Below are 22,372 nucleotides of genomic sequence, written 5' to 3'. Positions count from 1 at the left end.
CAGACCGTATAAGTTGCGTGATTTCAACAAGTTGTGCAAGATTCGTCCAGGCTGAAGCTAAATATGGGCGATCGATAGAATGTCCTTCCCCAAAGCTTTCTAGCTATAATTGGCTTATTGCGTTCTGGATAAGAATGTATAAGTTGTATAAGAATATGGTCTACTTACATAAGTTAAGCCAATATCTAACTCATGGGCTAGAAAAAAGGTGATGCTTTTAGATATCTTTTATACATAGAAACTTAATTAACTGGGTTAAACGTTCTTTTTCAAGTGTGATTTAATGATCTTCTCAAAGTGTTCTCAATGTTAGCCCAAGTTAAAAAAATGCAGGAGCGACTTATTAATATTCTCCTTGTCGAAGACGATGAAGTGGATGTGATGAACGTTCAACGAGCCTTCAAAAGACACAATATTGAAAATCCTCTCTACGTTGCCTCCAACGGATTAGAAGCTTTAAGTATGCTTCGTGACCAAGGCAAGGGAGCTATTCCAGCCTCTAGGCGCTTAGTATTATTAGATTTAAATATGCCTCGGATGGGCGGCATTGAATTTCTCTATGCTCTGCGATCGGATGCTGAATTACGAATGACTCCTGTGATTGTCTTGACGACCTCTAATCAAGATAGAGATCGGGTAGAAGCATACAACTTAAATGTTGCAGGATATATCCTGAAGCCTGTGACCTTTAGCAAGTTTGCAGACACCATGGATGTTTTGAACAAGTATTGGGCACTCTGCGAAATGCCTGTTGAATAAGCCTTGTTGAGTAAGCCTTACTCAATCAGAGTCAAACTCTGGAAGTTCTCTCTATGGGAGGACATTTGATAAAAATACCGACTGTTGTGCATTTGTCCCCGACTCTCCAGTTTTGGGGGCTTCTATTTGTCTGCATATGCAAAGCACAGCTGGCTTGAAATAGCATTAGGCATTCTCTAAAAGTCATCTGCACAAAGGTCAAGTTTGTAAAAAAACGTCTTTTTACCGACAGCATTGAGTAGAGATATCCCCCAATCCCAAACAGAGAATCTCTGAGAGAATGAGCTTAGCGCTGAAGTTAAGCGCTTCCATCTAACGATTCACAGTGATTGAGTTGTGCAAGTTGTTCTAATCTGTGCGTTGTTCTAAAGCTTCGATGTCTTTAGGAGGTTAGTTTTTGCTGTGGTTTGCGATCGACCCACCAAAGTTACAGCCGTACGCCATAAAAAGAACAGGCTACAGAAATATTTTCGGCGGAGATCTCCTTGAGCGCTCTGTCAAACCCACTGAAAAAACTGTATTAGGGTAGGAACTGCGTTAGGAGGGTTGACCTCAAATTCTTATTCCATGAGTTACCTATATGGATGAAATTCTCAAGATTCTGATTGTAGATGATGATGAAGTCGATCGCATGGCATTGCGTCGTCTTTTGAAGGCGGCAGGTGTAGCCATAAAAGCCGTAGAAACGGTTGACTGTGGAGAGGCGATCGCTATCCTCAAAGAGCAGATCTTTGACTGCGCGTTTATCGACTATCGCCTGCCCGATATGACTGGGCTAGAGCTGGTGCAGGTACTCCGAGGAGACAGCATCAGAATCCCGCTGATCATTCTTACTGGACAAGGTGACGAACAGATCGCTGTCGAACTGATGAAAGCGGGAGCATCCGACTATATTGCCAAAGGACGGCTCTCGCCCGAAGCCCTGGCTCAAGTGTTGCGCAATGCCGTTCGTATCCACCAAGCAGAGATGCAAGCCGCACTCGCCGAACAGCAGAAAGAGCAGTTAGCACGCCAGCGCGAAGACTTTGTCTCTCGGCTAACCCACGACCTCCGAACGCCGCTAGTTGCTGCCGATCGAACGCTTAATCTATTTCAAGAGGGAGCATTTGGCGACATTTCTCCAGATATGCAGGATATGCTAACCGTGATGATCCGCAGCAACCAGAACTTGCTGCACATGGTCAACACCATTCTGGAAGTTTATCGACATGATGCAGGTCGCAAAACCATGTCTTTTGAGTCTTGCAAACTGTATCCCCTGGTTAAAGAAGTGGTGCAGGAGTTAGCGCCCTTGGCACAAGAGCGCGGACTGAAGATCGCCATAGATGCAGCCATTGACACCACGATCGCCGCCGACTGCATGGAGATCCGGCGGCTGCTCACCAACCTGATTGGTAACGCCATCAAATTTACCGATCGCGGCTCGATCACGATTCGATTGGACAAAGCCACTCAATCCACAGCTCAACCTGGTCTGGTGGCGATTGAGGTAGAAGATACAGGTTCGGGTATCTCTCCAGAAGATCAGGCGACTCTATTCGATCGCTTCCGGCAGGGCAACCACAAGCGATCGGGTAGTGGGCTGGGTATGTACCTGTCCCGCAGAATTGTAGAGGCTCATAATGGCACGATCGCCGTTAAGTCAGCGTTAGGGCAGGGCAGCCTGTTTATTGTTCAATTGCCGATCGTTCAGAATGCAGAGTAGCCCTACAGCTGATTTAGGATTGCTATGGAGCCGTTAATGTCCATCAGATCTCGCCAATCTAAAATCCACATTCCCCCGCCATGACTGAGCCACAGAATATTGACTCAGCCCCCGACTCATCATCTGGTCAAGGCTTCATGCGCTACTTGCCGATCGATCGCCTTACTCAAACGATCGTTCAGTGGTTCAGCGTCAGCGAAACTCAGGTTGCCGAAATTCTGGAAACGGTGCGGGCAAACCTGCCCACCACCGAAGCTCTGCTCATCGGCAAGCCCCAAGCCGGAAAAAGTTCGATCGTTCGGGGGCTAACGGGAGTTTCTGCCGAAATTGTCGGTCAAGGGTTTCGCCCTCATACGCAGTACACCCAACGCTATGCCTATCCGTCTGACGACCTGCCGCTGCTGATTTTTACAGACACCGTGGGCTTAGGAGATGTCAATCAGGATACGCAAACTCTGATCCAGGAGCTAGTAGGCGATTTAGAGCAGAAAAGTAGCCGCGCCAGAGTCTTGGTGCTGACGGTCAAAATCAACGATTTTGCGATCGATACCCTGCGGCAGATTGCTCAGGACTTGCGGCGGCAGTATAGAGAGATTCCCTGTCTGCTGGCAGTTACCTGTCTACATGAGGTCTATCCGGCTGAGGCAATCGATCATCCATTCTATCCGCCCAATTATGAGGCGGTGAATCGCGCCTTTGCCGAGCTTCAGCAGGCTTTCAGCGGATTATACGATCGCGCCATCTTACTAGATTTCACCCTAGAAGAAGATGGCTACACTCCGGTGTTCTACGGTCTAGAAACGCTGAGAACAGCCTTGGCGGATTTGCTGCCCGAAGCCGAAGCCCGCGCCATTCATCAGCTCTTAGACGAAGGCATCGGCGGACAGCTAGGCGATCTTTATCGAGATGTTGGGCGGCACTACATTTCGGCTTTTGCCATCATGGCAGCCGCGATCGCCGCCGTCCCGCTACCCTTTGCTACCATGCCTGTATTGACTGCTTTACAAGTCTCAATGGTGGGTCTGTTGGGCAAGCTCTATGGGCAAACCCTGACTCCCTCTCAGGCAGGAGGTATTGTCAGCGCCATTGCCGGAGGATTTTTGGCACAGGCGATCGGGCGAGAGCTGATTAAATTTATTCCAGGGTTGGGTAGCGTTATCGCTGCCTCTTGGGCAGCCGCCTATACCTGGGCATTAGGGGAAGGAGCCTGCGTTTATTTTGGGGATCTGCTGGGCGGCAAGAAACCCGATCCCCAGCGCATTCAAGCCGTCATGAAAGAAGCCTTTTCCACGGCGAAGGATCGCTTCAAGGGATAATTTATTTCTCAAGTTTGTATGGCTGTCGCTAGTTTTCTTAAGAATTCTAACCGCCAAGGCGGTTGCCACAGCCGTATTCAATTTAGGACATTTCGGGTGGCGCGGAGCGCGCCACCCGAAATGTCCCTGTCCTAACCCAGGTAAATACAGCTACATATAGCATCACGTAGTTGAGTTAGGACAAGTTATTTTTTGAGAGCCGCGCTCCGCGCGGCTCTCAAAAAATAACTCATTCGATCTGAGCGCGTAGCGCTATATCTCACCCGATCGGGCGATTCTCAATTCTTCTTTTCAAACAGTATAATCATATACAGAACAAAGTAACGTTCATCCTAAATGGCTAAGCCAAACAGGACGGAAGTAAGGGTAAATCCTGAAGGAACGCGCTTCTCTCCCCTCTCAACACCACGCTTTTTGGAGAAGCGAAACCATGAAACTGATTTATCGCGGTCAAACTTACGAATATACTCCCGGAGTTTTCAACACTGGAAACGCAGGACGACCTGCTAGACAGGCTCACCGTTCTCAGGCACCCTACAGCCTGACCTACCGAGGAGTCACTTTTGAAGTTGATCCCAGTGTGCCTCAAGAAGTAGCGCAGCTACCCACCCACTACAATCTAAGTTATCGGGGCGCGACCTACCACGTTGGTCGCGATCGCCAAAGCATAGCGACGATCGCTCCTCAAGTCGCCAATGCCGCCTCTGTGTCCATTCCTTCTACGATGCCTCGCCACTACATTGGTAAAGTGCATCAAGCTAACCTGCTAGAAAATGTGCAGCGCCGCTTGAAAGTCGCCCAAAGTTTAGGAGATCAGCGTCTTGTTGAGCTATTAGAAGCTGAGCGTCAGCAAATCACAGCGTAGACTGCTCAGGGCAGATTAATAAAGGGATAGCGAATCGTGTGGGTGGACAATGATGTCCACCCTTTTTATTGGCTGATTTTATTGGCTAACTTTATAGAGAGCCTTACAGCACTTTGCGCTGGGCTGTAGCTGTCGCCAGTTTGCTTAGATCCAATGAGTTATTTTTTGAGAGCTGCGCTCCGCGCAGCTCTCAAAAAATAACTCATTGGATCTAAGTAGCGCTATGTGTGGTGATGCAATTGAAAATTGCTGTAAGAAAGGAATCAAATTAGGAAATGCTGCAACTAGGACTCTTTTTGCTGGGCGTAGTCATTGGGAGCATAATCACTGGAAGCACAATCACTGGAAGCATAATCACTGGAAGCACAATCACTAGAAGCTTCGTGATGACGCTATTGCGGCGAATCCAACAGCCCAACGTCTGGCTTAATGCCCTTCACCCCGAAGCTCCTCTACAAGCTGCGGAACAGAACCCTGCTGTGCTCGGTACTGGACAGACTATCCCTAACTCTAAGCAAGCAGCGGTAGAACTTCGCCGCAGCAAAGACTTGTTTGAAGCCATCTTTGAAGAATCAGCGGATGCCATTTTCCTGGTAGATGCGACGGCTCATCTGACCCTAACCTGCAATCATCGAACTCTAGAACTGTTTGAAGCAGACGGTCTGAAAGAATTAATTGGGATTCGCGGCTCTGCTGTCTTGCACAAGCATCCCTTCACGCCAGCAGAATCGGCAGCAGTGAAGACGGCGCTAGAGCATCAAGGAACCTGGCAGGGAGAGGTTGAATATCTCACCCGTCAGGGCAATACTTTTTGGGGCAACGTTGCCTGCAAACGGATTGAGGTGGCGGACAAACCCATGGTTCTAGTGCGGATTACAGATATTAGCGATCGCAAACGCACCGAAGCCGAACATCAGCAAGCCGTCGCTGCATTGCGCCAGAGTGAGGCTCGGTTTCAGCACCTCGTTGCCAACATCCCCGGCATTTTCTATCAATCCCTGATCCGGGCGGATGGCTTGCGCCAGTTCAATTACGTCAGCTCCGGTTTTCAACGCCTGTTTGAGCTTGAACCAGCCCAGCTCATGGAAGATGCAATGCTCTTTTGGACTATGGTTCATCCCGAAGATGTAGAGCCTCTGCGGGCAGAAATGACTCGCACTTTGGTCACTCAAGAACCCTTTCAGTTGGAGTATCGAATTATTCCTGCATCGGGTCGCATCAAGTGGATTCACAATGTCGCCAGTCGGCAATACTTGGCAAACGGCGATATTGTCTCGGATGGGGTGGTGCTTGACATTACCGATCGCAAAGTCGCCGAAGCCGCGCTGCAAATCTCAGAACAGAATCTTCGCACCATTATCAACAATGTCAATAGTCAAATTTGGGTTCATGATGCTGATGGCACTATTTTGGATGTCAACGATCGTGTGCTAGAACACTTTGCCCTAGAGCGAGAACAAATGCTGGAACGCTCGCTGCTCGATGTTATCCCACCCGAAGCTCATGCCTTTCACCAAAGCCATTGGCAACGGGCGATCGCTGGGGAAGAGAAAGAAGTTCGCTTTGAGTGTCAAATTCCAAACTACGACGGCAGCAACTTTATTGATCTAGATATCATTCTCAACCGCATCATTTGGGGTGGCAAAGCAGTTATCCTTGGCTCTGTGCAGGATGTGAGCGATCGCAAGCAGGCAGAGCTACGGCTTAAACGGCAAGCAGAAGCGGATCAGCTATTGGCTGCGATCGCCCAAACCATTAGCCAATCCATCCAGCTCGATGAAGTTTTGGAAACTTGCCTAGAGCAAATCCGGCAATTTTTGCAATGCGATCGGATCGTGATCTGCCGCTTTGATAGCGACTACAACATCGTGATTGAGCGCGAAGCCGTTTCACAACCAGAATTCTCTCTTTTAGGTAGAGCCATGGAAGACTCTTGCTTTGGTCAAGCCTGGGCTGAACGCTATCAGCAAGGTTACACCACGGTTCGGAGCGACACTCAAGCTGGAGACCTAGTGGCTTGCCATGCTGAATTTCTCGATCGAATCCAGGTGCGAGCCAATCTGGTAGTTGGAATTTTGCAGGCCCATCAAATTTGGGGGTTACTCATTGCCCACCACTGTAGAGAACCCCGTCAGTGGCAGCCCTTCGAGGTTGATTTATTGAAACAACTGGCACTGCAAGTTGGCATTGCGGGTCAAAAATCAGACCTGTACACCCAGCTTGAAGCCGAACTCACCACCCGCCGCCAGACCGAACAGGCGCTTGCCCAGCAGGTGCAGCGAGAACGAGTGCTGCGAACCCTTTCTCAGCAAATTCGGCAGTCGCTTCGCCTCGACGAAATTCTGGCAACGACCGTTACAGAAGTGCGGCAACTGTTGGAGGCTGACCGGGCAGTTATCTTTCAACTGAATGGCGATCGCCCCGGCACCGTAATCCAGGAATCCTGGCTAGATAACCTGCCTGTAACCGCAAAGATGCACCTTGCCGACCCGCATCTTTCTCAAGAATTCTACGATTTTTACCTGCAAGGGCGATCGTTTACTGTCAATGGAGTAGAGAAGACTCACGCTAGCTGTCCAGCGACACTTGAGGAGCAGATTGGCGTTAAGTCCAAAATTGTTGCTCCCATCCTCCAAACACTGGAAGATAATACCCCGACCGTGTGGGGGCTGCTGATTGTCCAGGCTTGCGCCGACGATCGTCAGTGGCAACCCGCCGAAGTGGATCTCCTCCAACAGCTTGCCACCCAGGTCGGCATCGCCATTCAGCAGGCTGCCCTATACTCTCGGATCGAAAATCAACTGGCACAGAAAGAAGTTTTGTTCAAGGAAGTTCATCACCGAGTCAAAAATAATTTACAGGTGATTTCCTCAATGCTGTGGTTGCAGACCGAAGCAGCGAATCATCCGGCGGTTTCCAGAGCGTTGGCAGATACACGCAATCGATTGCATACCATGTCGCTAATTCATGAAACCCTTTACCAGCAAGGTGATCTCGGTCAGATCAATTTTCATGATTACATCCGACGCTTAACCAACAGCATTTTAGCCGTCTATGCCACCCGACCGGATCAAATTGCCCTACGCTTCCATCTCCAACCCGTCACTTTTAATCTGGAAACGGCAATACCCTGTGGTTTATTGCTCAATGAATTGGTTACTAATGCTATTAAACATGGGTTTCCCAACGGGCAGCATGGAGAAGTCTGCATCACTCTAGAACATGTAGCCTACCCGGAGCACATTGCTGCAACACCATCAACGTCACCGAATTCGCTGTCTTCCCCCAAAGTGCTACAGGCCAGCTCCCAATATATTTTGACCATTCAGGACAACGGCATCGGCATCCCAGCAACCTTGAACCTCAACAGGCTGCAATCTTTGGGGCTGAAGATTGCCTATGATCTGGCTCTACAGCTTGAGGGCAGCTTAGAACTTGAACGCACCCATGGCACCCGATTTTGCCTAACTTTTTCGGCACTAGCGTACGGGAAGCGCCTCTGAGGGAATGATTAAGAAGATTCCTATATTCCTATCAAGCCTCAGCACTTTTCCCATATATTTCTCATATATCTCTCGGATTTAATCATAAATACGCCCAGCGTAGAATCGTCGCGCTGATATTCACGATCAACTTCTGCACACTGCGTTTTCATCCCTGTCTTCGAGCAGAAGCCACCCTAAAGTGTGTCTGACAGACAAAACCCATGGTAAATAAGAGAATTTTAGTGGTAGAAGATGAGATTCTAGTCGCGAGAGAAATTGAGGGGAGTCTCCATAAGATAGGGTATTGCGTTGTTGGCATTGCGGCGAGCGCAGAAACGGCTCTAGAACAAATTGCTGAGCTACAGCCCGATCTAGTCTTGGTTGATATTGTGCTTAAGGGAGAGCAGGATGGAGTTTATGTAGCTCAACAGGTGCGCGATCGCTTCCATATTCCGGTCGTTTATCTCACGGCTTATGTTGATGACCTAACCTTAGAACGGGCAAAGCTCACCTCTCCATTTGGCTATATCCTGAAGCCCTTTGGTCAGCATGATTTACGAGCAACTATTGAAATTGCACTGGCTCAATATCAAGCAGGATTAGCCGAAAAAAGCACAATCATTGAGGACACAAACTCTCGATCCTTCGAGTATCTCTCCATTCTCTCCCACGAACTCCGTAATCCTCTCTCAGCCATCCAGCTTTCGATCGCTATGTTAGAGGACAGTCATTACGTCGTAGATGAGGCCAAAAAGCAACAGCTGCTATACCGCATCCAATCTTCAGCCGACTGTATGAATCAGTTAATTGAAGATGTGTTGACAATGGGACAGACAAACTACGATACAACCCTGTTTAATCCTGAAATGACTGATGTTGTAGAGTTCTGCCAAACTTTGCTAGAACCCTTGCGATGGAATCCAGATGAGCAGCACCCCATTACTTTTTCACACAACCCTAGCTGTATCTATGCCAACGTAGATCAAAAGCTGCTTTGGCACCTTTTCAATAATCTGATTGGCAATGCTATCAAGTATTCACCAGAGGTCAATCCGATTCTGCTGAGGCTTTATCGCAGGGATGAAGCGGTTTGCTTTGAAATCCAAGATCAAGGCGTTGGCATTTTACCAGAAGACTTGAAGTATTTGTTTCAGCCCTTTCGACGTGGCAGAAATGTAGGCAAGCTGCCAGGAACCGGATTGGGGCTGGCGATCGCCAAACGGGTGGTAGAACTACACAATGGCAAAATCACAGTCGATAGTCAGGTGGGTCGTGGAACCACGTTTACTGTCAACTTGCCCTTGCCGATCGACGCCAAGATAACCCAAGGCGGTTAGGACGGAGACATTTTCGGTGGGGCGCAAGCGTCCCGCCAAAAATGTCTTAAGCAAACTGGCGACAGCTACATGACACAATCAGCCCCGTTTAGCAAAGTACCCTTGAGGGGAATATCGCTTCATAGGTGCATTCTTCACAATGGAACATAAGGTCTTTAGAAAACAAGGTCTGCTGATGTTCAAAGAAGATGGAATATTCAATAGCGGTCTCTAGCTCAAGGGCAAGTGTAGTTGTTTTGTAGTATACTGTAGTATAGTAACCCAGCAAGCTTTGCGGACATTCTTAACGGAAGGATGAAATGAGCCTGGTACTTAAAACACAGAGGTTACTCTTAAACCCAATCTTAGAGAGTGAGCTTAATGTACTCCACAGCATCTTTATTGATCCATCCGTTAGAAAGTATTTGTGCGATGACAAGGTGTTTACCCTACAGCAAGTTGAAGAGATGTTGACGGAGAGCCAAAGGCTCTTGGATGAGAAAAAGTTTGGTCTTTGGTTTATTGAAACTCAGGATGAGAAAGAAACGATCGGATTTGTGGGTCTTTGGTATTTCTTTGAAGAGGAGCAGCCTCAATTAGTTTATGCTTTGCTGCCCCATGCCACCCAGAAAGGTTACGCCACCGAAGCTTCAGCCAAAGTATTGGAATACTGTTTTAGCGAACTTGACTATTCGTATCTGGTGGCAAGCTGCGATCGCCCAAACCTGAGTTCACAGAAGGTGGCAGAAAGGATAGGGATGGAAAAAATAGAGGAAAAGCTCGTGAGCGGTAATCCCATACTCTTCTTCAGAATTGAGAGGTCGCAAATGAAATAGGAATAGAGATGGGTAGAGAAGGTTTGATTTTGAGTTCTATATTTTCACCCTAATTTCATTCAAGCAGTAGACCTATTTTTGCGTCTTTAATCACCTGTGATCACCGCTATCCGCTCTAATTTGCGCCCTATGAATACGCTAATTGTGCGCTCCTACGTTGGGGAAACTGATTTAGAACCGATCGCCCATCTCCTGAATATCTGCGCCAAGTTCGATCGCAGCGATCGCTACCACTCTGCCTCTGGGTTGAGCGCAGAATATGCTGAGCCTGGATTTGATGCGGCACGGAACCTGCGCCTGTGGGCAGATGCCGAGGGTAAGCTAATTGCGATCGCGAGTCTTTGGCTGCCTGAAGTTTCAGAAAATCTGGAAGCGTCAGGCTGGCTGATGTTTCACGTTCATCCTACCCAGCGCGATCACGGACTGGAGTTTGACATTATTGCTTGGGGTGAAGTACGGATGCAGGCCCTCGCAGCTGAGCGCGGACTGTTTGCCAAGCTGTATTTAGCCTGTCGAGACGATCAGGTCGATCGCGTTGCGTTATACGAAGCCTGCGGCTATGAGTTGGAGCGACGATCGCTTCGCATGGCGAGATCGCTGTCAGAACCAATTGCCGAGCCGCAGTTTCCCAATGGCTTTACGCTGTCCCATAGTCGGGGCGCTGAGGATGCGGCAGCTTGGGTTGAAGCCCATAACGAAAGCTTCAGCGATCACTGGGGCACTTATCCTATGACGATAGCCGAACATTCCTACTGGTTGAGCCAGCCAGACTACCTGCCAGAACTGGATCTGGTGGCGATCGCCGACGGTAAAGTTGCGGCTTTCTGCTTTTGCCACATCGACTTAGAAGACAATCAGCACCGCCATTGTCTAGAGGGGTGGATTAATATTTTGGGGACAAGGCGCAGCTTTCGTCGTCAGGGCTTGGGGCGGGCTATGCTGTTGGCAGGGCTGCGAAAGCTGAAGGCAAAGGGCATGGAAACAGCGCGCTTAGGGGTCGATGCCGAGAACGCTCACGGAGCGCAAGCGCTGTATGAATCTGTTGGATTTCGTCAGCTCCATGTCAAGCTTTCTTTCACCAAGAGCTTAAGAGATAGCAACTGCCAAGGCGGTTAGGACGGGGAAATTTTGGGCGGGGCGCGAAGCGCCACCCAAAATTTCCTAAGCAAACTGGCGACCGCTATAGCTTGGCGCTGGCGATAGGAAGTTCAATCACAAATTCTGTGCCTTGACCCAGTTCTGAGTGGCAGCTCAGATGTCCACCGTGGGTTTCTTCAACAATTTGACGGGCGATCGACAATCCCAGTCCTGTCCCTTTCCCCACCTCTTTAGTAGTAAACAAATGACTGAAGATCCGCGATCGAATCTCTTCAGGAATACCTATACCATTATCTCGAATCTGAACCACAACCTGATTTTGATCTGCCGAAAGTGCAGTTTTAATCGTGATGGTCTGATTCTCTAGTGAATCCGTTAAGTCGTCCTGATTACATTCATCTAAAGCATCGATCGCATTTGCCAGAATATTCATGAATACCTGATTGAGCTGTCCTGGAAAGCATTCAACTTTGGGTAAATCGCCATACTGCTTAATCACCTTAACGGCACTACGATTTTCGTTTGCCTGTAGACGATACTTGAGGATGAGCAGGGTACTTTCTATCCCCTCATGAATGTCACAAGCCACCCGCTGATCGGTATCCAATCGAGAAAATGTGCGTAAACTCGTGCTGATGTTGCGAATCCGCTCGATCGCCCCTTTCATGGAGCTGAGCATTTTCGGCAAGTCTCTTGCTAAAAAGTCTAGATCGATTTCTTCTGCGTGATTTTGCACCGCTGGTGAGGGATCAGGGTAGCTGCACTGATAGCAATCCACATGAGCTAGCAGTTCCTGGATGTATTCTTCTGCATTGCGTAAGCTGCCCTTGAGGAAGCCAACCGGGTTGTTGATTTCATGGGCAACACCCGCAACCAAATTTCCTAAAGCCGCCATTTTTTCGTTTTGCACAAGCTGAAGCTGGGCTTGCTGAACCTGCTGGAAGGAGTCTTGAAGCTGTTGAGATTTTTCCTGCTCTCGCGTGTAGAGATAGGCATTTTCAATGGCAATCGCCGCCTGTGTCGTCAGGAGTCCAAGCAGCTCTAAGCGATCGCGGCTAAAGGCTCCTGCAATCAAATGATTCTCAAGATAAAGAATGCCAATCAGCTTCCCCTGATACAGAATAGGATTGCATAAAATTGATTTAGGCTGATGTTGAATAATGTAGGGATCAGCCTCCGAAATAGGGTCACGAATCGCGTTTTTCAGAACGAGCGACTGTCGAGTTCTAGCCACATAGCTAATGAGAGAAGCAGGCAGATCGGGGCTGGTTTCCACTGGAACAGATTGCAAAACGATCGCGCTCTGGTTGGCATTATGGGCGATCGCTTCAATTAAAAGCTGTCCGTTTTTTTCAAGAATCAGCGCCCCGGTCTGAGCTGCCGCATTTTCTAGAATAATGCCTAGCAATTTCTCTAGCAATTGATGGAGATTCAGTTCGCTAGAGATAGTCTGAGCTGCCTTCATCACCGTCGTTAGATCTAAAATATTCTGGCTATTGGTAGAACCGTTAGCAGAGTAAGATCGATTCGCCACCAAAGTCTCGGTTGCCTGAACGGGTAGCGCAGTCTGCTGAGTGCTGACAATCAGAGGGGCGTATTTCTCTTCAAGCTGATGAACTTTGGCGATCGCCCCCCACCGGATATAGCCATAGTAGGCATCCGTCATGTAGCCTTGGGCAATATGTTTCTTGCCTTGAGCTAGATAGAATTTTGCGGCAAGCTCGCTAGCAAGGGCAGCTTCTGGATAGTAGCCGTAGGTCATTGCGCCCTGAATTGCTAGATCGTAGGCTTGCATTGCCTCATATTTCCGGTCTTCAATTCGCGCAATCTCTGCATTTACCAAGTCATACTTATGCTGGTAATTCATAGGTGCAGATTCAGCCCACTTTTGCATCACCTGCTGATGAGCGATCGCTTCCCCTAACCGTATCCCATCTGCATCGCTATCTGCCAACAGCGCCAGAGCATGATAAAACCGATAGACCGCAGATAGCACCAGTCCGGCTCCACTTCCGGCATACTGCTCTGCCAAGGCAGCCTTCTCGACGGCTCGCGGATACTGCTCAAAGGTGTAGTTCAGAATGAGCTGTGCGGTGTAAAACGCAAACAGCGACTGCTGGTTTTGTGCAATCTGTAGGCGAGGCAGGATAATCGTTTCATCAAAACTGTCGCCCATGAGCCGACAGGGATCGATCGCCTTGCCCTGGAGATTCAGCATGACCTGCTGCCAAAGCTGCATGTAATAAATTTGAAATTCTTGCTTGAGTTTCAGAAGCAAATCAATGTAGTGCGACTGAGTTTTAATCACACTCTCTAGAGAATTGCCGCTGAAAAACAGATGGGTGCCCAAATTCATGGCGGAGTAGCTGACATAGCCAATATCTCCCGTTTCTAGCCCAATGTGAATCGACTTTTGTAATGGGGCAAACGTCTCTCGAATATGTTCTTTTTGGTGTTTAACGAAGCTTTCAAAGAGTTGGTAGAAGCTGCATTCTAGCTCCTTTGCTTGAAACTGTTCAATCAGCTTCAGGGCAATTTGTCCAGAATGGTAGGCGCGATCGGACATCTGAATTGCCCCACAAAACCAGGCATAGGCAGTGTAAGCAAAAGCTGCTAAAGCCGAATGCCCATATTCGACGCAGAGTTCGAGCTGGGTCAAGACAATCCAGCGGTAGATTTCTGGCTGGGTTTGGTAGGCGGCTGAGGTCAGCGTCGAGAGAATTTGTAGGGCAGCAAGCTTGATCGGATCAGTCATTTCTGGACTGTGTTCCAGCTCCGCCAAATCTGGCAACCGAATTGAGTCATGGGGTCGCCCCATCTCACAGGCGATCGGAATCCCCAGCATTGCCAGTGTGTCTAACCCTAGGGCGATCGCTTCCCACATTTGCAGTTGAGCAATATGGCACTGAATTTTGAGTTCGTAGGCTTTGACTTTATCTAAGGTACTGGCGGCGTGGTGTTCAATCTGGTGGAGCCATTGGGTCGATCGCCCATAGTCAGTGCTGAGATACGCCGCTTCTGCCGCTTCGGTACAGAGTGCCAAAGTCAGCGCATAGTCTGTTCGCCAGCTTTCGGAGGGCAACAGCGCTATGCCCTGACTCAGATAGCTCACAGATGGATCATAGGCTGCGGCAGCTTTGGCTTTCTGTCCGGCAATCAGATTCAGTCGAGCTAGCTCAATTCGCTCCGTCGGGCTGTCCATCAAATCGGCACCGCGATTCAAGGCGTTAACGATCTCAAAAACCTGGGCTTCTAGCTCCTGTGGCGATGTGCTTTGCAGTAAAAGCCGCCCCATTTTCAGGTGGGTTATTTGCTTGTCAGCATCGGGAATCAGGGAATAGGCGGCTTGCTGTACCCGGTCATGCAAGAATCGATAGGTAACTTTGGTCGGGTCAAAGCCCCATAGATCAAGTTCATCATCGGCAAACAAAAGCGGAATTTTGTAGTCATTGTTCAGCGGCAAAACCAGACCCGATTGCAGGGCGGGCTGTAAGGCTTGAGCCATCTCTAGAGCAGGGGTTTCGCTGACGGTTGCCAGCACGTTGATATTGAAGCGATCGCCCACGCAAGCCGCCAGTTTTAGAGCCGTCTGCGTGACTTCGGGCAGTTTCTCAATATTTCCTGCCATCAGATCCACGACGCTCTTATCAGCGATGCCCGTCGTCTGAATCTTCTCCAGATTCCATTGCCAGATGCCCTGAGCAAAATCAAAGGTGAGCAGATGCTCTTGGTGCAGGGTTTTGAGGAGCTGTGTTAGAAAGAATGGGTTGCCCTGCGTCTTATTAAACAGCAATTCTGCTAAAGCCTGCGTCGGCTGCAAATGGCTGAGGGTGTCTGCCACAATTTGCTGGACGTGGGCGATCGTCAGCGGACTCAGGACGATGTTGTTGACCGCTACTCCAGCCTGCTGAATGTCCTCCAGGGTTTTAACGAGGGGATGGATGGGGCTAACTTCGTTGTCGCGATAGGCTCCAATCAGCAAAAGATATTGACTCGCTGGATCACTCATCAGCACCTGAATCAAATTCAGCGAAGCCGAATCTGCCCACTGCAAATCGTCCAGGAACAGGACTAGCGGATGTTCTGGCTGCGTGAAGACCTGAATAAACGACTGAAAGACGCGATTAAAGCGATTTTGCGCCTCCGATGCTCCTAGCTCCGGCAGTGGCGGCTGTGAACCGATGATTAACTCCACTTCGGGAATCACGTCGATGATCACCTGTCCATTGCGACCGATCGCCTTCAGCAGATTGTCCTGCCAGCGTTGCAGGCGATCGGCTGGCTCGGTCAGCAGCATTTGCATCAAAGACTGAAACGCCTGAATCAGCGACGCATAGGGAATGTTGCGCTTGAACTGGTCAAATTTCCCAGAGATAAAGTAGCCGCGTTGCCGCGCGATCGGCTTGTGAACTTCATGCACCAGGGAAGACTTGCCAATACCCGAATAGCCTGAAACCAGCATCAGTTCGCTGCGAGGCTGGAGGGCTGGTTCGCCAGAGATTCGCTCAAATGCAGCCAGCAGCTCAGCAACTTCTGGCTCCCGTCCGTATAGCTTTTGAGGGATGAGGAACTGTCCGGCGCGATCGCGCGCTCCAGGAATCAGCTCTGGGATATCGCCCCCAGATTGCCCCCCAGATTGCAGCCAATCGAGACAAAATTCTAGATCAACCTTCAGTCCAGCAGCGCTTTGGTAGCGATCTTCTGCATTCTTTGCCATCAGCTTTTCGACGATCGTGGCGATCGCCAGCGGCACCTCTGGATTCAGATGCCGAAGAGCAGGCGGCGGCTTGGCAATGTGAGCATGAACTAACTCCATCGGGTCAGATCCCTGAAAAGGCAATCGCCCCGTCAGCATTTCGTAGAAAGTAATCCCTAGTGAGTAAAAATCGCTGCGATAATCCACAGAGCGATTCATCCGCCCCGTCTGCTCAGGAGACATATATGCCAGCGTCCCCTCTAGCTGATTGGGATTCGTGAGCAGAGGCATTTCTTTGTCAAGGCGGGAAGCAATGCTGAAGTCTGTCAGTTTGACCTGCCCTGTCTCAGGATTAAAGATAATGTTTGCGGGCTTAATGTCTTTGTGCAGAATGCCGTGCTGGTGTAGCGAAAGCAGGGCTTGGGCAAGTTGAACAGCAATTTTGAGAAAGGCGATCGGCGGCAGAGCCTGCTGTTTTAGCAGCCGTTTGAGAGATTGCCCGCCAAAGTCTTCATAGACCAGAGCAAGACGATTTTGATAGCTGTGCAGCTCATAAACTCTGACAATGCCCTCTAGGATCAGCGATTCCGTTATTTTGTACTCTTGCTTGAGGCGGCTAATCTGCTCAAGGGTCGGGTATTCTGCTTTGAGGATTTTTAAGACAACGGGATGAAGCTGCGTTTGCGGAACTTCTGCTTTAGGCTGAAGATTTTTTTGGGGTGCTAGTTGAGAATTTTGTCCGAAGGTTTGCCCTCGATAGACGACCGTGTTGACTCCTTCATGAAGGACTTCGGTTAGGTCATAGCCTGAAAAAGTCAATGCAGACACCATACTCCCCCTACCTCGCCGTAGATTAGCCAAAATCTATGCCTAATGTTCCCAGTTTTTGGGATGAAAGAATCAGGCGCAACTGTTTGAATGATTGGTAAGCGGAGATGCGATCGAATTTAAGTCAGGAGATCCTCATTTTTCTAGTCCAAATCCTTGTCCTACGGTAGGGAAACAGAGCTAAAGCAGCAGCGATGCAGTCGATATTAATTATCAATAGCATTATTCTACTGAACAATCGTTTTGCCCAGAATAAAAATTTCTGAGCTGGTCTAGTGGACGGATAGCCCTGGCACGTTAACCCGAATTTTATAGACTGAATGCTGTGCCGTGATGTAGAGCGTCTGATGATCGGCATCTCCCCAAGCGCAGTTGGAAGGCGCATCTGGAATAACGATCGTCCCCAAATGCTCTCCTTGCGGATCGAGTACCCAAATGCCGCCCGGAGCCGTGCTGTAGATCCGTCCTTCAGCATCCACTTTCAAGCCATCGGGGAGACCTGCCTTGGGCACATCCATAGAACAAAATAGGCGATCGTTTCCCAAGCTGCCGTCGGGCTGCACCTCAAACACGCGAATATGGCGGCGACTGGAGTCGTCAATGTAGAGCAGACGCTCATCTGGCGAAAAGGCAAGCCCGTTAGGGGTCTCAAAATCTGTCGCCACAACGGTCAGCTCTCCCTCTGGTGAGAGCCGATAGACTCCTTGAATCGGCTGCTCCTGTTGCTCTGCTTTGATGCCGTAAGGAGGATCGGTGAAGTAGATTGCGCCATCGCTTTTAACCACAAGATCGTTAGGGCTATTGAGAGGCTTGCCTTGGAAACGATCGGCAAGGACGGTAATAAAGCCATCTAGCTCTATGCGGGTGATTTGGCGCGCGCCTTCTTCGCACATGGTTAGACGACCCTGGCGATCGTAGGTCAAGCCGTTAGCTTTGCCGCTAGGATGCCGAACGACGGAAACCTCGCCATTCTTCAGCTTCAGGATTTTGCTGGCTGGAATGTCAACAAAGTAAAGCGCTTGTTCTGTGGCATTCCAAACGGGGCCTTCTAGAAACTGAAACCCAGTTGCAACCTGTTCAAGTCTGGCAGATTTGGGAAATAGCGTCTTGAATTGCGGCGACTTGGCGATGAGATCGCCTGTGAGCTGCCTTTTAATCTGCCGTTTGAACTGTTTAAGGGATTGCAACATCGGTGCCTGTTGAGAGTTGAGACGCTTACACTCAGTATCCCTCACTGTAAAGGCAAAACAGCGATCGCCACCTTATTTTCAGGGGGCTTGACGGTGAGTTTAAATCCCGGTAGCCAGTTCAAAGTTTTAGTAAAAGCGATCGGCTCCTGAACTCTACAGATCCGGCTGCATGGAGTGCGGACATCCTGCCGCGCGGACAGAATGCCTGCACTGCGGTATCTCAACTTTCCTCTTGAGATATTGAAAAGCTCAGCTCAACATCAAGTTTGACGTTTTCAATCTTTAGGCAGGCTCAGATGTAATCAGATTTTGCTGAAGCGAAACCCATGCATTAGAACTCAAAATCAAGTTCGATATTTTCAATATCAAGATCTCCTTTCCACCCAAATCGAGATGTTATACGGAAACTTTCGGTATACCTGCCTTCTCTAGGGTGTTATACGGAAACTTTCAGTCTAATAATAGTTAGCTGGCTTCGGTCATTGGTTGGGTGTAACCGCAAGGTTGTTCATGGGGTAATGTAGAAACAAAGCTTAACTCTCATAACAAACATGCAAAACTGCATTACTCTTGCGTAGCAATGATATGAGTAGTCAGTATGAAGATTGTTCAAGAGATTTCTTTGATTAGCATTGGAAGCTTTGAGGAATCAAGCGATTGGTCTATTATTCGAGCTGAGATCCGTGAAGCTATTTCCCTGATCGTTCATCCTCCTGGTACATCAAACTTTACAATCAATCCAGCCAGACACGGTAATGGAGTCAAGCCGATTAAAGAAGCCTGCATGATTGCTTTGAGGGAGCGGTTTGGATGGGGATTGGAAACTCCGATTAACTATGCAACTCGATCGCCAGGAAAAATTGATGCAACAAAAGTCCTTGATAATCATCTTTTCGCTCTTGAGTGGGAAACGGGCAACATCTCCTCAAGTCATCGAGCAGTCAATAAGATGGTTCTCGGATTATTACGAGGTGTCTTTCTAGGTACTGTCCTGGTGCTTCCGAGTAGAAAACTTTATCCTTACCTAACCGATCGTATTGGCAACTATGAAGAGCTAGAGCCATATTTTGATGTTTGGCGGGCAGTTCGGATCGAAGAGGGTTTTCTTGCGATTTTTGTGATTGAACATGACCAAGTAGATAGTAAAGTACCAACGATCACCAAAGGAACAGATGGTCGCGCATTAGTCTAAACGTTTGTGGGCAAAAGCTATGTAGAGTAAGGAATGGGCAGTTGCGAGGCATTAGTTTTGCGCTGCTTAATTTTTTTGTTTCCCCTTGCTGTTTCCCACTGCTCAATGATTCCGTTTGTCAGATCAGTCAACCGTTCTATTGCTGGCTCGGTATCCCCGATTTCTGCGCCGATCCAATAACGGTGTAATTTTTCTGCTGCATAAAACGTGGTACCTGAACCACCGAATGGATCAACTATAATTTGACCTGGATTAGATGCCATAGCGATGAGCCGTTCCAACATGATAGGAGCGAGTTCGTTAGGAACCCGTTTTTTATGCCGACGATGCCGAACAGGTGGAATATCAGTCCACATTTCCTCGGCTAATGTCCATAACACTTCATTAGAGTCTGTTTCAGAGGTATCTTCCCAAACATCCTCTGGCATATCCCAGACATCCATCAAATTAATACCTTTTTCATTGAGGCTTTTGCGATGTCCACCGTAATCACGAACTTCTCCGCCACAATGCCGACAAACTTGGATGGGTGTGTAGACTTTATTAAAGACTGCTGGTTCACCTTTTGTGTAGTAGATTAATCCATAGTGGGCAGGAGACATCTTTTTACCTCTAGGAAAAGCCTTCGGCATTCTACAAGCAATCCAGTGTCGGAAACACATTTCTTTTTGATTGAGATATGCACCATAATCTATGCACCATTTGGGCAAGTTGAATACAAATAAACTTCCACCTGGTTTAAGCACTCGAATGCTTTCGTCAAGCCACTGTTGCGACCAACCTAAGTACTCATCGACCTCCATTTGATCGCTGACACCTTTACCATATTCCTTTCCAAGGTTAAAGGGTGGGTCAGCAAACACAATATCTACAGACTCACTAGGCAATGCCGACAGAAGCTTAAGACAATCTCCTTGATAGAGAATGCCGTGATCACTCATATAAACCTGTTGCAATCCTTGCTGAGTTGCAACGTCAGGGGCGATGGCTTGAAACGGGAGCATTGGTTTAGCCTTTAGTCCGTTAGTATGATTCGATATTATAAACTCTATTGACAATTGTCAATAGAGTTTTCTTGAGAAGTTGTGCGTGGTTGATAAGGTTTTCCAGTAGGTTGATTCTTATATCTCTCCAACTCGGTTACCTCTATGTAGTAGTAACGCCCAAGTTTGTGAGCTACAATCTGACCATTCTTAATCAGGTCGTGAACTCGCTGACGAGTTACATCAAGTAGCTTTGCTGTCTGAGCTACAGAGAGTAATTCAGGGTCGTTATTTGAGCCGGAGTCTGTCATATGATAGAAGTGCTTGAGTCATCGAGCCAGTTTTTCGCGCTGCATTCTCAAGGGTAACTCAAGTTCTGCTGGAGAGATTTCAAAAGCGCCAGCCAGCTAACACTGCGCCGCAACGGGCGGCATATAGATCTCGGTAGTGTCTCAAAAGTTACCTGCCGCCGTTGAGCTTCACCGTTAGGCGGCTTCGGTTATTGACTAAGGACAGTTTTTGAAAGTTATCTACAAGTGCAAAAGCTAGCTGAGCTAGGATGAGCAAAGTAATTCTAAAATGCTCTAACCAGGAGTGCCAAGCATGAGTTCAATGGCTGGTAAAGTTGCAATTGTGACGGGAGCAAGCTCTGGTATTGGTCGTGCAACTGCGATCGCATTTGGCAAGGCTGGAGCAAGGGTTGTGGTTGTGGCTCGCCGTGCAGACAAGGGAGAAGAAAGCGTTCATCTTGTCCAAGAAGCAGGTGGCGAAGCAATATTTGTTCAAGCAGATGTCACGAAAGCCGCTGATATTGAAGCAATGGTTCAAAAGACGATTGAAACCTATGGTCGCCTTGACTACGCATTTAACAACGCGGGTTCTGGAACTTCTGGCAAAATTGCCGACTTGTCAGAAACCGATTGGGATTTTGAGATTAATGCAAATCTCAAGTCGGTTTGGTTATCTATGAAGTACGAAATTCCTGTGATGCAGCAATCAGGTGGTGGCGCGATCGTGAACATATCTTCTCAAGGCGCACTCCTTGGCGTTGCAAATTATGGAGCTTATGGAGCTGCAAAAGCCGGAGTTATTGCCCTCTCTCGTGCAGCTGCGGCTGAGTATTCAGCTGACCGCATTCGGATTAATACCGTTAGCCCTGGCGCTGTGAAAACCGACTTATGGGCAGAAGCGCCCCCTGAAATGCTTGATCAAGTTGCTGCTGGAATTCCATTACAACGTATTGGGATGCCAGCAGATATTGCTGAGGCAGTAGTTTGGCTTTGTTCTGATGGGGCTGCGTTTATAACGGGTCATAACTTAATCATTGATGGTGGATTTACAGCCGTACAGAAGTAGCCAACCCCATAACAGCCGGGTCGGAGAGGACTTCAGAAAAATCCGCGTGTTGAGTTCAAGGCTATTTGAAGCCACTCAAGTGAACTGTGTGCGATTCGTTCATCCTAAATGGGTAGCGATACTCAGGGACGGATGGCGAGGATAGAACCTCGACAACTGGTGCGATTCGTTGTGTGGCGAATCAATAACCACACCAACCATTATGGTTGAACTCTCAGCTTGATGTGGGTGCAAGCCCCACTAACCAGACTCAGGTTTAACTCCCTATCTGCCCACGCCGAACCGACTCGGAGTACCTACGGGGAAATCGGCAGAGCGAAGCTGGGAACAGGGCACAATCAGACATCCGTTGTGGGGTGACACTGGTGCTAATGGGGAGTTCCTACGGTGAAACAGAACCTAGAAAAGCAACCTACGAGGAAGCGGTGGCACAACATAAAATCCCCGACTTTACTGGAGCAAGAATTCCCGCCGAATTTTCGAGTTGGATATCGGCAAGAGTCCAGGGAATCCAGTGGTTGAATTGGTTCCACCTAACGGAACAAACAATCGAACTGAGGGAACGAATAAAAACGAACTGAGGGTCTAGGGGAAGGTCGAACCCCAAGTAGGCTAGACGAGCAGCAGAACTCCCTGAGTTCGGGTAGGACACGGCGTAATTGCCGCGAGGCGTTCAGAAGACACAAACTAAAGCTGTGAAATGTCAATTACATAGGCGTGTGAATTTAAAGGCACTTTCTTCTCTTA

15 protein-coding genes and 1 riboswitch are annotated in these 22,372 nt (G+C 48.6%); of the genes, 10 read left to right on the top strand and 5 right to left on the bottom strand.

The window, feature by feature from the left end; all coding sequences use genetic code 11:
• Window positions 1-327: 327 nt before the first annotated feature.
• The 8 genes from AC5JMP_RS01975 to AC5JMP_RS01940 all read left to right on the top strand — a co-directional run bounded on the left by AC5JMP_RS01975 (window position 328) and on the right by AC5JMP_RS01940 (window position 11,398).
• Entirely contained in the window at window positions 328-759 is a 432-nt protein-coding gene (locus AC5JMP_RS01975; protein WP_495849744.1) for a response regulator, read from the top strand.
• Window positions 760-1,339: 580 nt separating this feature from the next.
• Entirely contained in the window at window positions 1,340-2,464 is a 1,125-nt protein-coding gene (locus AC5JMP_RS01970; RefSeq protein WP_495849743.1) for a sensor histidine kinase, read from the top strand.
• Window positions 2,465-2,601: 137 nt separating this feature from the next.
• On the top strand, window positions 2,602-3,780 hold the full coding sequence (locus tag AC5JMP_RS01965) for a GTPase family protein (protein ID WP_495849800.1): 1,179 nt from the start codon (window positions 2,602-2,604) through the stop codon (window positions 3,778-3,780).
• A gap of 322 nt (window positions 3,781-4,102) precedes the next feature.
• Window positions 4,103-4,168, top strand: a riboswitch (Glutamine riboswitch).
• A 42-nt stretch (window positions 4,169-4,210) separates the two neighbouring features.
• Window positions 4,211-4,645: a DUF4278 domain-containing protein gene (locus AC5JMP_RS01960; protein WP_495849742.1), complete on the top strand. Its 435-nt coding sequence runs from the start codon at window positions 4,211-4,213 to the stop codon at window positions 4,643-4,645.
• 386 nt (window positions 4,646-5,031) lie between these two features.
• Window positions 5,032-8,148, top strand: a complete 3,117-nt coding sequence (locus AC5JMP_RS01955; RefSeq protein WP_495849799.1) for a PAS domain S-box protein — start codon at window positions 5,032-5,034, stop codon at window positions 8,146-8,148.
• Window positions 8,149-8,351: 203 nt separating this feature from the next.
• The gene (locus AC5JMP_RS01950; protein ID WP_495849741.1) at window positions 8,352-9,467 is read left to right on the top strand and encodes a hybrid sensor histidine kinase/response regulator; all 1,116 of its coding nucleotides are present in this window, start codon (window positions 8,352-8,354) and stop codon (window positions 9,465-9,467) included.
• Between the two features lie 299 nt (window positions 9,468-9,766).
• Window positions 9,767-10,282 carry a GNAT family N-acetyltransferase gene (locus AC5JMP_RS01945; protein ID WP_495849740.1) on the top strand — a complete coding sequence of 172 codons (516 nt, stop codon included), beginning with the start codon at window positions 9,767-9,769 and terminating at the stop codon, window positions 10,280-10,282.
• 129 nt (window positions 10,283-10,411) lie between these two features.
• Window positions 10,412-11,398: a GNAT family N-acetyltransferase gene (locus AC5JMP_RS01940; RefSeq protein ID WP_495849739.1), complete on the top strand. Its 987-nt coding sequence runs from the start codon at window positions 10,412-10,414 to the stop codon at window positions 11,396-11,398.
• Between the two features lie 64 nt (window positions 11,399-11,462).
• Here the strand turns inward: AC5JMP_RS01940 and AC5JMP_RS01935 are convergent, their stop codons facing one another.
• The 3 genes from AC5JMP_RS01935 to AC5JMP_RS01925 form a co-directional block, all read right to left on the bottom strand.
• A complete protein-coding gene (locus AC5JMP_RS01935) occupies window positions 11,463-16,907 on the bottom strand; it encodes a trifunctional serine/threonine-protein kinase/ATP-binding protein/sensor histidine kinase (RefSeq protein ID WP_495849738.1) in 5,445 nt (1,814 codons plus the stop codon).
• Window positions 16,908-17,176: 269 nt separating this feature from the next.
• Window positions 17,177-18,094 carry an SMP-30/gluconolactonase/LRE family protein gene (locus tag AC5JMP_RS01930; protein ID WP_495849737.1) on the bottom strand — a complete coding sequence of 306 codons (918 nt, stop codon included), beginning with the start codon at window positions 18,092-18,094 and terminating at the stop codon, window positions 17,177-17,179.
• A gap of 41 nt (window positions 18,095-18,135) precedes the next feature.
• Entirely contained in the window at window positions 18,136-18,318 is a 183-nt protein-coding gene (locus AC5JMP_RS01925; RefSeq protein ID WP_495849736.1) for a hypothetical protein, read from the bottom strand.
• 374 nt (window positions 18,319-18,692) lie between these two features.
• Here AC5JMP_RS01925 and AC5JMP_RS01920 point away from each other — a divergent pair, with 374 nt between their 5' ends.
• Window positions 18,693-19,286: a restriction endonuclease gene (locus tag AC5JMP_RS01920; protein ID WP_495849735.1), complete on the top strand. Its 594-nt coding sequence runs from the start codon at window positions 18,693-18,695 to the stop codon at window positions 19,284-19,286.
• Between the two features lie 17 nt (window positions 19,287-19,303).
• On the opposite strand, the gene AC5JMP_RS01915 is transcribed toward AC5JMP_RS01920, so the two are convergent.
• The gene (locus tag AC5JMP_RS01915) at window positions 19,304-20,290 is read right to left on the bottom strand and encodes a DNA-methyltransferase (protein WP_495849734.1); all 987 of its coding nucleotides are present in this window, start codon (window positions 20,288-20,290) and stop codon (window positions 19,304-19,306) included.
• Between the two features lie 44 nt (window positions 20,291-20,334).
• Window positions 20,335-20,580 (bottom strand): helix-turn-helix domain-containing protein, encoded by a 246-nt coding sequence (locus AC5JMP_RS01910; protein WP_495849733.1) that lies wholly within the window; start codon window positions 20,578-20,580, stop codon window positions 20,335-20,337.
• Window positions 20,581-20,872: 292 nt separating this feature from the next.
• Here AC5JMP_RS01910 and AC5JMP_RS01905 point away from each other — a divergent pair, with 292 nt between their 5' ends.
• Window positions 20,873-21,625 carry a glucose 1-dehydrogenase gene (locus tag AC5JMP_RS01905; protein ID WP_495849732.1) on the top strand — a complete coding sequence of 251 codons (753 nt, stop codon included), beginning with the start codon at window positions 20,873-20,875 and terminating at the stop codon, window positions 21,623-21,625.
• The last annotated feature ends 747 nt before the right edge of the window (window positions 21,626-22,372 follow it).

The organism is Drouetiella sp. (assembly GCF_059504425.1).
The sequence above is the reverse complement of the archived record's forward strand: the minus strand, read 5'-3'. Positions and strand labels throughout refer to the sequence as shown.

Coding starts and splice junctions, on each gene's coding strand:
- AC5JMP_RS01975 (WP_495849744.1), top strand. CDS start 328: ATGCAGGAGCGACTTATTAATATTCTCCTTGTCGAAGACGATGAAGTG.
- AC5JMP_RS01970 (WP_495849743.1), top strand. CDS start 1,340: ATGGATGAAATTCTCAAGATTCTGATTGTAGATGATGATGAAGTCGAT.
- AC5JMP_RS01965 (WP_495849800.1), top strand. CDS start 2,602: ATGCGCTACTTGCCGATCGATCGCCTTACTCAAACGATCGTTCAGTGG.
- AC5JMP_RS01960 (WP_495849742.1), top strand. CDS start 4,211: ATGAAACTGATTTATCGCGGTCAAACTTACGAATATACTCCCGGAGTT.
- AC5JMP_RS01955 (WP_495849799.1), top strand. CDS start 5,032: ATGACGCTATTGCGGCGAATCCAACAGCCCAACGTCTGGCTTAATGCC.
- AC5JMP_RS01950 (WP_495849741.1), top strand. CDS start 8,352: ATGGTAAATAAGAGAATTTTAGTGGTAGAAGATGAGATTCTAGTCGCG.
- AC5JMP_RS01945 (WP_495849740.1), top strand. CDS start 9,767: ATGAGCCTGGTACTTAAAACACAGAGGTTACTCTTAAACCCAATCTTA.
- AC5JMP_RS01940 (WP_495849739.1), top strand. CDS start 10,412: ATGAATACGCTAATTGTGCGCTCCTACGTTGGGGAAACTGATTTAGAA.
- AC5JMP_RS01935 (WP_495849738.1), bottom strand. CDS start 16,907: ATGGTGTCTGCATTGACTTTTTCAGGCTATGACCTAACCGAAGTCCTT.
- AC5JMP_RS01930 (WP_495849737.1), bottom strand. CDS start 18,094: ATGTTGCAATCCCTTAAACAGTTCAAACGGCAGATTAAAAGGCAGCTC.
- AC5JMP_RS01920 (WP_495849735.1), top strand. CDS start 18,693: ATGAAGATTGTTCAAGAGATTTCTTTGATTAGCATTGGAAGCTTTGAG.
- AC5JMP_RS01915 (WP_495849734.1), bottom strand. CDS start 20,290: ATGCTCCCGTTTCAAGCCATCGCCCCTGACGTTGCAACTCAGCAAGGA.
- AC5JMP_RS01910 (WP_495849733.1), bottom strand. CDS start 20,580: ATGACAGACTCCGGCTCAAATAACGACCCTGAATTACTCTCTGTAGCT.
- AC5JMP_RS01905 (WP_495849732.1), top strand. CDS start 20,873: ATGAGTTCAATGGCTGGTAAAGTTGCAATTGTGACGGGAGCAAGCTCT.